Origin of the sequence: Kineococcus indalonis, from assembly GCF_009906395.1 — a bacterium.
In the GTDB taxonomy this organism is placed as follows: domain Bacteria; phylum Actinomycetota; class Actinomycetes; order Actinomycetales; family Kineococcaceae; genus Kineococcus; species Kineococcus indalonis.
In genome coordinates this window covers 1-10,579 of sequence record NZ_JAAALM010000078.1, presented here as the reverse complement: position 1 = coordinate 10,579, position 10,579 = coordinate 1, and the positions used below count along the sequence as shown (strand labels likewise).

Here is a 10,579-nt window from a genome sequence, read left to right as displayed (position 1 = left end):
CCACGGGACCTCCTCGTTCGGTGGCGGCGGGCCGCTCACCTCGCGGCCCGCGGCCACAGTACGCCGCAGCGCCGGTACGCGGTACCGCTGGTGACAGGTACTTCCGCCCGGCGCCGCCCCGGACCCCGGCAGCGCCCGGCGCCCGCTCCCGTTAGGATCGGGTGCACAGGCGTCGACCCGGCCATCACCGGTGAGCCTCCGGAAGAACGGGCCCCCGGTGCAGCGCCGGGAGCCCCACTAGACCCGGACGGGTCCGGCCCGTGACAGCCGGCGACGAGCGGTCGTCGTCGCGCCTCCCCGCGGGGAGGGGCGCCGACGGCAAGCGGGGTGGTACCGCGGCACCGCCGGCCCCGGCGGGAGTCGTCCCCGCGAGCAGCAGCGACGTCGTCGAGGAGCGCACGTGTCCGAGGTCACGGACCAGGCACCGAACCAGACCGGCCAGGCGGCCCAGGCGGCCGCCGACCGCTCCGAGCAGAGCGGTTCCGGCCCCCGCTTCCCGGAGGTCGAGCGCGCCGTCCTCGACTCGTGGGCCGCCGACGGCACCTTCGCCGCCAGCGTGGAGGCCCGCCGCGGCTCGGCCGCCGGCGAGTTCGTCTTCTACGACGGCCCGCCCTTCGCCAACGGCCTGCCGCACTACGGCCACCTGCTCACCGGGTACGTCAAGGACGTCGTGCCCCGCTACAAGACCATGCGCGGGTACCGCGTGGAGCGCCGCTTCGGCTGGGACACCCACGGCCTGCCCGCCGAGGTGGAGGCCGAGCGCCAGCTCGGCATCACCCACAAGTCCGAGATCGAGACGATGGGCATCGCGACGTTCAACGACGCGTGCCGCACCTCCGTGCTGCGCTACACGAAGGAGTGGGAGGAGTACGTCACCCGCCAGGCGCGCTGGGTGGACTTCGAGCACGACTACAAGACCCTCGACACCGACTACATGGAGTCGGTGATGTGGGCGTTCAAGACGCTGCACGACAAGGGCCTGGTCTACGAGGGCTTCCGCGTGCTGGCGTACTGCTGGCGCTGCGAGACGCCGCTGTCGAACTCCGAGACGCGCCTGGACGACGTCTACCGCAACCGGCAGGACCCCGCCGTCACCGTCGGCTACCCGATGCTGGGCTCCGAGCGCCACCCCGAGCTGGCCGGCGTGCTCGCCCTCATCTGGACCACCACGCCCTGGACGCTGCCCAGCAACCTCGCCGTGGCCGTGCACCCGGAGCTGGACTACGTCGTCGTCGACGGCGCGCCCGGCACCGCCCACGAGGGCCGGCGCTTCCTGCTCGCCCAGGAGCGCCTGGGCCACCACGCCCGAGAGCTCGGCGAGGACGCCGCCTCGCGCGTCAGCGCCCGCTTCCGCGGCGCGGACCTGCTGGGGGAGCGCTACCGCCCGCCCTTCGGCTACTTCGAGGGCCGCGAGAACGCCCACCAGGTGCTGCCCGCCGACTACGTCACCACCGACTCCGGCACCGGCCTGGTGCACATCGCCCCCGCCTTCGGCGAGGACGACAAGGCCGTCACCGACGCCGCCGGCATCGTGCCCGTGGTGCCCGTCGACGCCCGCGGCCGCTTCACCGCCGAGGTGCCCGACCTCGCCGGCCAGCACGTCTTCGACGCCAACAAGCCCATCGCGCGCGCCCTCAAGGAGGGCCTGCCCAGCGGGGCGGTGCTGCTGCGCCAGGAGACCTACGACCACCCCTACCCGCACTGCTGGCGCTGCGGCAACGCCCTGATCTACCGCGCCGTCTCCAGCTGGTTCGTCAAGGTCACCGCGATCCGCGACCGCATGGTCGAGCTGAACCAGGACATCACCTGGGTGCCCGAGCACGTCAAGGACGGCTCCTTCGGCAAGTGGCTGGCCGGCGCGCGCGACTGGTCCATCAGCCGCAACCGCTACTGGGGCAGCCCCATCCCCGTGTGGGTCTCCGACGACCCCGCGCACCCGCGCACCGACGTGTACGGCTCGCTGGACGAGCTCGAGCGCGACTTCGGCGTGCGCCCGGCGGACCTGCACCGCCCCCACGTCGACGAGCTCACCCGGCCCAACCCCGACGACCCGACCGGGAAGTCCACCATGCGCCGGGTGCCGGAGGTCCTGGACTGCTGGTTCGAGTCCGGCTCCATGCCGTTCGCCCAGGTGCACTACCCCTTCGAGAACACCGAGTGGTTCGAGAGCCACTACCCGGGCGACTTCATCGTCGAGTACATCGGGCAGACCCGCGGCTGGTTCTACACGCTGCACGTGCTGGCCACCGCGCTCTTCGACCGCCCGGCGTTCCGCACCTGCGTCTCGCACGGCATCCTGCTGGGCGACGACGGGCGCAAGATGAGCAAGTCGCTGCGCAACTACCCGGACGTCTCCGAGGTGCTGGACCGCGACGGCTCCGACGCCATGCGCTGGTTCCTCATGAGCTCGCCGGTGCTGCGCGGGGGCAACCTCATCGTCACCGAGCAGGGCATCCGCGACTCGGTGCGCCAGGTGCTGCTGCCGCTGTGGAACACCTTCCAGTTCTTCCAGCTGTACTCCGGCACCTCCAGCCACACCCCGCGCTGGCGCACCAGCTCCCCGGACGTCCTGGACCGCTACGTGCTGGCCAAGCTGCACGACGCCGTCGTCGCGGTCACCGACCAGCTCGACGCGTACGACATCGCCGGCGCCTGCGAGAGCGTGCGCCAGTTCCTCGACGTCCTGACGAACTGGTACGTGCGCCGCTCCCGCGCCGCGTTCTGGGACGGGGAGTCCGAGCGCGCCCGCGACGCCCTGGACACCCTGCACACCGTGCTGGAGACCACCAGCCGGCTGCTCGCCCCGCTGCTGCCGCTGGTCGGCGAGCACGTGTGGCGCGAGCTGACCGGCGGGCGCTCGGTGCACCTGACCGACTGGCCCGACCCGGTGGACCTGCCCGCCGACCCCGCCCTGGTGGCCGCCATGGACGCCGCCCGCTCGGCGTGCTCCTCGGCGCTGGCGCTGCGCAAGGCCGGCGGGCTGCGGGTGCGCCTGCCGCTGCGGCGCCTGGAGGTCCTCGTGCCCGACCCGGCCGCCCTGGAGCCGTTCGCGCAGCTCGTCGGCGACGAGGTGAACGTGCGCGAGGTCGCCCTCGGCCACGTCGACCGCGCCGTCGAGCACGGCGTGCGCGCCAAGCTCACCGTCAACGCCCGCGCCGCCGGGCCCCGCCTGGGCAAGGCGGTGCAGCAGGCCATCAGGGCGTCCAAGTCCGGCGACTGGGAGGAGCGCCCCGACGGCACCGTCGTGGCCGGCGGCATCGAGCTGGAGCAGGGCGAGTACGAGCTGAGCACCACCGTCGAGGGCGGGGACCCCGGCCTGGCCACGGCCGCCCTGGACGGCGGCGGCTTCGTCGTGCTGGACACCACCGTCACGCCCGAGCTGGCCGCCGAGGGCGTCGCCCGCGACGTGGTCCGCCTCGTGCAGCAGGCCCGCCGCGACGCCGGCCTGCACGTGTCCGACCGCATCCGCCTCACCGTCGCCGCCGACGGCCCCGTGTGGGAGGCCCTGGTCACCCACCAGAACCTCGTCGTCGAGGAGACCCTGGCCCAGCAGTTCGGCTCCTCCGCGCAGGCCGACGCCCTGCCGGTGGAGCGGGCCACCCTCGTGGCCTCCGTGGAGGGCCACGAGGTCCGCGTCGCGGTCGAGAAGACGGAGGAGCGGTGAACGGCACCGGCGGCAGGCACGGCGAGGAGCGCGGCGAGGAGCACGTCCACCTCGAGCCGGGCGTCTTCGAGGACGACGTCGTGTTCGGCGGCGACGCCCTGCGCCGCGGGCGGGTCCCGCAGGACCGCCGCCCCGCGCTCACCGGCGCCGAGCGGCGCCGCCGCGAGGAGCGGCGCGCCTCCGGGGCGGACGACGACCCCCGCTACGCCGAGGTCGTCGCCGCGATCCTGGCCCGCAACCCCGAGCACCGCATCCACCCCACCCTGGACCGGGTGCGCGAGGCGTGCGGGCTGCTGGGCGACCCGCAGCTGTCGTACCGCGTCGTGCACGTGGCCGGCACCAACGGCAAGACGTCCACCTCCCGCATGGTGGAGCGCCTGGTGCGCGAGCACGACCTGCGCACCGGCCGCTTCACCAGCCCGCACCTGTCCGAGGTCACCGAGCGCATCGCCATCGACGGCGAGCCGATCGGCCGCCCCGCGTTCGTGCGCGCCTGGGACGACGTCGAGCCGGTCGTCGGCATCGTCGACGCCCGCGCCGCCGAGCGCGGCGAGCCGCGGCTGAGCTTCTTCGAGGTGCTCACCCTCATGGCCTTCGCCGCCTTCGCCGACGCCCCCGTCGACGTCGCCGTCGTCGAGACCGGCCTGGGCGGCACGTGGGACACCACGAACGTCGTGCGCCCCGACGTCGCCGTCGTGACCCCGGTCTCCATGGACCACGAGGCGTGGCTGGGCTCCACGCTGGAGGAGATCGCCGGCCAGAAGGCCGGCATCGTCAAGCACGGCGCCACCTTCGTCATGGGCCGGCAGGAGGAGGGTGCCGCGGCGGTGCTGCTGGCCCGGGCCGCCGCCGAGCGCGTCACCGTGCTGCGCGACGGCGCCGACTTCGGCGTGCAGGAGCGCTCCCTGGCCGTCGGCGGCCAGCTCGTCTCGCTGCGCACCCGTGGCGGCCTCTACACCGACGTGCTCCTGCCCCTGCACGGCGCCCACCAGGCCGACAACGCCGCCACCGCGCTCGCCGCCGCCGAGGCGCTGCTCGCCCTGCCCGGCGACGCCCTGCCGCCGGGCCTGGTGGAGGCAGCCTTCGCCGACGTCACCTCCCCGGGCCGCCTGGAGCTGCTGCGCACCTCCCCGGCGGTCCTCGTGGACTCCGCCCACAACCCCTCCGGGGCCCGGGCCCTCGCCGAGGCCGTCGCCGAGGCGTTCACCCTCTCCCGCCTCGTCGGCGTCGTGGCCGTCGCCGGCGACAAGGACGTCGACGGCGTCCTCGCCGCCCTCGAACCCGTCCTCGCCGAGGTCGTCGTCACCCGCTCCTCCTCCCCGCGCTCCCTGGAGCCCGCCGAGCTCGCCGAGATCGCCGAGGACGTCTTCGGCGAGGACCGCGTCCACGTGGCCGACCGGCTCGACGCGGCCCTCGCGCAGGCCGTGGACCTCGCCGAGTCCGAGGGCGGCCCCGGCGCCGGCGTGCTCGTCGCCGGCTCGGTGGTCCTCGCCGGCGACGCCCGCGTCCTGCTCGGCCGGGGAGGTGCGGCGTGAGGCACCCCAAGCGCGTGCTCGCCGCGAGCACCCTGGTCGCCGAGGCCCTCGTCGTGTTCTTCGCGACCCTGGCCGCCACCGCCCTGCACCGCGAGGAGCAGGGCTCGTACCTCATCGCCGGCGGCGTGCTCGCCCTGCTGTGCGTGCTGTGCGCGGGGGTGCTGCGCTCGCGCGCCGGCTACGCCCTCGGCTGGGTCCTGCAGGTCGTCATCGTCGCCTCCGGCTTCGTCGTGCCCGAGGCGTTCCGCTGGACCATGGTCGCGATCGGCGTCGCCTTCGCCGGCATCTGGTTCGCGTGCCTGCGCGTGGGGACGCGCGTGGAGCGCGAGCGCGACCAGGTGGCGCGGGGCCTGGGCGAGCGGCGCGGCCCCGACGGCGCCTGACCCCTCGCCGGGACGACGACGCCCCGCCCCGGGGAACCGGGAGCGGGGCGTCGTCGTCCCGGTGGGGTCAGGCGCGGTGCGGGGCGCCGGAGTCGGTGCCCATCTCCTCCAGCTCGCGCCCCTTCGTCTCCGGCACCGCCTTGAGGACGAAGAAGAACGACACCAGCGCGAACGCGGCGTACAGGCCGTAGGCGAACGTCAGGCCCAGCTCGGCCAGCGGCGGGAACGTCGTGGAGATCGTGAAGTTCGCCAGCCACTGCGCGGCCGCGGCCACGGCCAGGGCCGCGGCGCGGATGCGGTTGGGGAACATCTCGCCCAGCAGCACCCACACGATGGGGCCCCACGTGGCGCCGAAGCCGATGACGAAGAGGTTGGCGGCCACGACGGCCACCGGGCCCCAGCCGCCGGGGAGCCTGAGCTCCTCGCCGGAGCCGACGGACTGCGAGAAGGCGACCGCCATGACGGCCAGGGAGACGAACATCAGCAGCGACCCCGCGATCAGCAGCGGCTTGCGGCCGATCCTGTCGACGGTGGCGATGGCGATGAAGGTGACGACGACGTTGGTCACGGAGGTGATCGTCGAGGTCGTGAACGCGTCGCTGGACTCGAAGCCGACGGACCTCCACAGCGAGGTGGAGTAGTAGAAGATCACGTTGATGCCGACCGCCTGCTGGAAGACCGACAGCAGGATGCCGACCCACACGATGGGCTGCAGGCCGAAGCGGGGGCCGCGCAGGTCGCGCAGGCTCGGCTCGTCCTCGCGCTGCATGCTGGCGCGGATGTCGGCGACCTTGCGCTGCAGCGCCGCCGGGCTCAGGGCGCCGAGGACCTGGCGCAGCACGTCCGTCGCCTTCTGCGTCTCGCCCTTGGCGATGAGGTAGCGCGGGGACTCGGGCACCTGCAGGGCCAGGAACGCCCACACCACCGAGGGGATCACGCCGACGAGGAACATCCACCGCCACGCCTCCCAGCCGAACCAGGTGGTCTCCCCGGCCCCGCCGGCGGTGTTGGCGATGAAGGCGTCGGACAGCAGCGCGGCGAAGATGCCGACGGTGATGGCCAGCTGCTGCAGCGAGCCGAGCCGGCCGCGGATGTACGCGGGCGCGACCTCGGCGATGTAGGTGGGGGCGATGACGGAGGCGACGCCGACGCCGACGCCGCCGACCACGCGCCACGCGATGAGGTCCCACACGGCGAAGGCGAAGGCCGAGCCGACCGCGCCGATCGCGAAGAGCAGGCCGCCGATGACCATGACGGACTTGCGGCCGAAGCGGTCCGCGATGCGCCCGGCGAACCAGGCGCCGACGGCCGCGCCGAGCAGGGCGCAGGAGACGGCGAAGCCCTCCAGGAAGCCGCTGAGCCCGAACTGGTCGGCGACGGCGTCCACCGCGCCGTTGATGACGGCGGTGTCGAAGCCGAACAGGAAGCCGCCGATGGCGGCCACCACCGAGATGAGGACCACCTTGGTGGTCGTGCGCTGGCGCTCCTCGGCGTCGGCACTGGGTCGTTCCGCTGACATGCCGGGTCCCCTCCCGCTCGGGCGACGTCGCAGTGGACGTGGTGCCCCGGTGCGGAGCCCGTGCCCGATGGTCCGCCCGATGATCCCGGTGTGCACCCCGGGACGCGCCCGGTGCGCCCCCGGGGGAGCCGGGGTGCGCCTCAGGCGTCCTCGCCGCGCGCGGTCGCCAGGTCGTGCGCGGCCAGGTCCACGGCCTCCTCGGCGCGGCGGGCGGCGTCGACGAGGCCGGCCAGGGCCGAGCCGTCGGGCACGCGCGCGGAGCGGGAGGCGTACGCCTTGGACAGCGCCCTGGCCTCGGCGGCCAGCTCGGCCAGCACCTCGGCGGCCTCCTCGCGCGCGGTGCGCAGGGCCTCCTGCTGCGCCCGGGTGTCCTCGCGGTCGCTGCGCAGGCCCACGGCGGCCCTCCTCGTGCTCTCGTCTCGCGGGTGGGGCGACCATCCTGCCAGCCGCCGGCCGGTGGGCCGGGCTCCGCTAGGGTGCGGGCCGTGGCCACGCAGACCGACGTCCAGCGCACCCTCGTCCTCGTCAAGCCGGACGGCGTCCGGCGCGACCTGACCGGGGAGGTGCTGCGGCGGATCGAGGCCAAGGGCTACGCGCTGGTGGCGCTGCAGCTGCGCACCGCCGACCGCGAGCTGCTCGCCGGGCACTACGCCGAGCACGAGGGCAAGCCGTTCTACGAGCCGCTGGTGGAGTTCATGTCCTCCGGGCCGGTCGTCGCCGCGGTCGTCGAGGGCCACCGGGTCATCGAGGGCTTCCGCTCCCTGGCCGGCACCACCGACCCCACCACGGCCGCGCCCGGCACGATCCGCGGCGACCTGGGCCGCGACTGGGGCCTGAAGGTGCAGCAGAACCTCGTGCACGGCTCGGACTCCGAGGAGTCCGCGGCCCGCGAGATCGGCCTGTGGTTCCCGAACCTCTGACGCGCCTCCCCCGACCCCTGTCGCGCCGGTGAGTCCTGCGCCACGCTGGGGTCTCCACGAGCAGGAGGGCCCGCCCGGGCCCCGCGGCTGAGGAGACCACCGTGCGCATGATCTTCATCAACCTCCCGGTGAGCGACCTGGGGGCGTCCGAGAAGTTCTTCACCTCGCTGGGCTTCGCGAAGAACCCCGACTTCAGCGACGACGGCACCACCTGCGTCACGGTGGAGGAGAACGTCATCGCCCTGCTGCACTCCCCGGAGAAGTGGAAGGGCTTCCTGCACTCGGAGCCGGCGGCGCCGGGCACCACCGAGGTGATGCTGGCGCTGTCGGCGTCCAGCCGCGAGGAGTGCGACGACCTGCGCGAGCGGGCCCTGGCCAACGGCGGCTCGGAGTACGCCCCGGCGATGGACTTCGGCTGGATGTACGGCGTGAGCTTCCGCGACCCCGACGGGCACGTGTGGGAGCTGAGCTGGATGGACCTCGAGGCCGCCGCGCAGGCCGGCGGCCCCGGCGCCTGAGCGCGGCCGGGCGCCGCCGCGCGGCGGCGCCCGGGTGCCTGGGCGGGCGGTCAGGCGCCGGGGCGGGAGGCGGCGTAGCGCGCCCAGGCGGCCTCCACGGCGGCCAGCGCCGACTCGTCCTGCAGCGAGGTGACGTCCCCGCCGCCGCGCCCGGCCGTCACGTCCGCCACCAGCCGGCGCATGATCTTGCCGGAGCGGGTCTTGGGCAGGTCCGCCACCACCACCACGTCGCGGGGCTTGGCGACCGGGCCGATCGCCCGCGCCACGTGCGCGCGCAGCTCCTCGGCCAGCGCGCCCTCCGCCGCCGCGCCGCGCGGGCCGTCCGCCGGCGCCGCGCCGCGCAGGATGACGAAGGCGACGATGCGCTGGCCGGTCGTGGCGTCCGGGGCGCCGACGACCGCGGCCTCCGCGACCCGCGGGTGCGCCACCAGCGCCGACTCCAGCTCGATGCTGGACAGCCGGTGCCCGGAGACGTTGAGGACGTCGTCGATGCGCCCGCCGATCCACACGTACCCGTCGGCGTCCTTGGACGCCGCGTCGCCGGCCAGGTACCAGCCCTGCTCGGCGTACGGCTCCCAGTAGGACTTCACGAACCGCGCGTGGTCGCGCCACACGGTGCGGGCCATGCCCGGCCAGGGCCGGGTGATCACGAGAACGCCGGTCTCGCCGGGCGCGGTCTCGCGGCCGTGCTCGTCGACGACGGTGGCCGCCAGCCCCGGCAGCGGCAGCGTGCCCGAGCCGGGCTTGAGCGGCGTCACCCCCGGCAGCGGGGCCACGACCGCCGCGCCGGTCTCGGACTGCCACCAGGTGTCCACGATGGGGCAGCGCCCGCCGCCGACCTCCCGGTGCAGCCACAGCCACGCCTCGGGGTTGATCGCCTCGCCCACCGAGCCCAGCAGCCGCAGCGAGGACAGGTCGAAGCGCGCCGGCAGCTCCGGGCCGTGCTTCATGAACGTCCGCACCAGCGTGGGGGCGGTGTAGTAGGTCGTCACGCCGTACTTCTCGATGACCTCGAAGTGCCGGCCCGGGTGCGGGGTCAGCGGGGAGCCCTCGTAGATGACCTGCGTGACGCCGTTGGACAGCGGCCCGTACATCTCGTAGCTGTGCGCGGTGACCCAGGCCAGGTCCGCCTGGCACCAGTAGACGTCGTCGTCCTTGACGTCGAAGACGGCCCAGTGCGACCAGGACGTGTGGGTGAGGTAGCCGCCGCTGGTGTGCACCAGGCCCTTGGGGCGCCCGGTGGTGCCGGAGGTGTAGATGATGAACAGCGGGTCCTCGGCGTCGAAGCCGGGGGCGGCGTGCTCGGTGCTCTGCCGGTCCACCAGCTCGTGCCACCACACGTCGCGCCCCGGCGTCCACGGCACGTCCGGCGTCAGCTCGCCGGTGCGGCGCACCACCAGGACGTGCTCGACGTGCTCCAGGCCCTGCACCGCGGCGTCGGCGGCGCCCTTGACGGCCACCGCCCGACCGCGGCGGAACTGCCCGTCGGTGCACACCAGCAGCTTGGCGCCGGTGTCCTCCACCCGGAAGCGCAGCGCCTCGGCGGAGAACCCCCCGAACACCAGGGACACCACGGCCCCCACGCGCGCGCACGCCATCGTCGCCACGATCGTCTCCGGCAGCACCGGCAGGTACAGCACGACCCGGTCGCCGTGGCCGACGCCGAGCTCCTGCAGGGCGTTGGCGGTGCGGCACACCTCGTCCTGCAGCTGCGCGTAGGTGATCGTGCGGCTGTCGCCGGGCTCGCCCTCCCAGTGCAGGGCGACCTTGTCCCCGCGCCCGGCGGCCACGTGCCGGTCCACGCAGTTCACCGCGACGTTGAGCCGGCCGCCGACGAACCACTGCGCCGTCGGCAGGGTGGAGCCGTCGAAGACGGTGTGCCACGGCTCCTCCCACTGCAGCCGCCCGGCCTGCTCGGCCCAGAACGCCTCCGGGTCGGCCTCGGCGCGCGCGTACTCCTCCGGCCCCACGTTGGCCCGCGCGGCGAACCCCGGCGGCGGGGGGAACACGAGGTGCTTCTCGGCGGGGGCGGTGCTCATG

General features: G+C 74.5%; 8 protein-coding genes. 5 read left to right on the top strand and 3 right to left on the bottom strand.

The window, feature by feature from the left end:
• The first annotated feature begins 400 nt into the window (after positions 1-400).
• The 3 genes from ileS to GTR00_RS06165 all read left to right on the top strand — a co-directional run bounded on the left by ileS (position 401) and on the right by GTR00_RS06165 (position 5,582).
• A complete protein-coding gene (gene ileS / locus GTR00_RS06175; protein WP_166610759.1) occupies positions 401-3,664 on the top strand; it encodes an isoleucine--tRNA ligase in 3,264 nt (1,087 codons plus the stop codon).
• Positions 3,665-3,762: 98 nt separating this feature from the next.
• Positions 3,763-5,199: a bifunctional folylpolyglutamate synthase/dihydrofolate synthase gene (locus GTR00_RS06170; protein ID WP_205705198.1), complete on the top strand. Its 1,437-nt coding sequence runs from the start codon at positions 3,763-3,765 to the stop codon at positions 5,197-5,199.
• Positions 5,196-5,582, top strand: coding sequence for a DUF4233 domain-containing protein (locus tag GTR00_RS06165; protein ID WP_166610758.1), 387 nt, complete (start codon positions 5,196-5,198; stop codon positions 5,580-5,582). The genes GTR00_RS06170 and GTR00_RS06165 overlap by 4 nt, the downstream gene beginning before the upstream one ends.
• A gap of 67 nt (positions 5,583-5,649) precedes the next feature.
• Here GTR00_RS06165 and GTR00_RS06160 read toward each other — a convergent pair whose 3' ends face one another.
• Both GTR00_RS06160 and GTR00_RS06155 read right to left on the bottom strand, forming a co-directional pair.
• Positions 5,650-7,101, bottom strand: a complete 1,452-nt coding sequence (locus GTR00_RS06160; protein ID WP_166610757.1) for a sugar porter family MFS transporter — start codon at positions 7,099-7,101, stop codon at positions 5,650-5,652.
• 140 nt (positions 7,102-7,241) lie between these two features.
• On the bottom strand, positions 7,242-7,496 hold the full coding sequence (locus GTR00_RS06155) for a hypothetical protein (protein WP_166610756.1): 255 nt from the start codon (positions 7,494-7,496) through the stop codon (positions 7,242-7,244).
• 90 nt (positions 7,497-7,586) lie between these two features.
• Here GTR00_RS06155 and ndk point away from each other — a divergent pair, with 90 nt between their 5' ends.
• Together ndk and GTR00_RS06145 are read left to right on the top strand one after the other, a co-directional pair.
• Positions 7,587-8,021 carry a nucleoside-diphosphate kinase gene (gene ndk, locus GTR00_RS06150; RefSeq protein WP_166610755.1) on the top strand — a complete coding sequence of 145 codons (435 nt, stop codon included), beginning with the start codon at positions 7,587-7,589 and terminating at the stop codon, positions 8,019-8,021.
• Between the two features lie 101 nt (positions 8,022-8,122).
• The gene (locus GTR00_RS06145) at positions 8,123-8,539 is read left to right on the top strand and encodes a VOC family protein (protein WP_407659616.1); all 417 of its coding nucleotides are present in this window, start codon (positions 8,123-8,125) and stop codon (positions 8,537-8,539) included.
• Between the two features lie 50 nt (positions 8,540-8,589).
• Here GTR00_RS06145 and acs read toward each other — a convergent pair whose 3' ends face one another.
• Positions 8,590-10,578, bottom strand: coding sequence for an acetate--CoA ligase (acs, locus tag GTR00_RS06140; protein ID WP_166610754.1), 1,989 nt, complete (start codon positions 10,576-10,578; stop codon positions 8,590-8,592).
• Position 10,579: the final 1 nt, after the last annotated feature.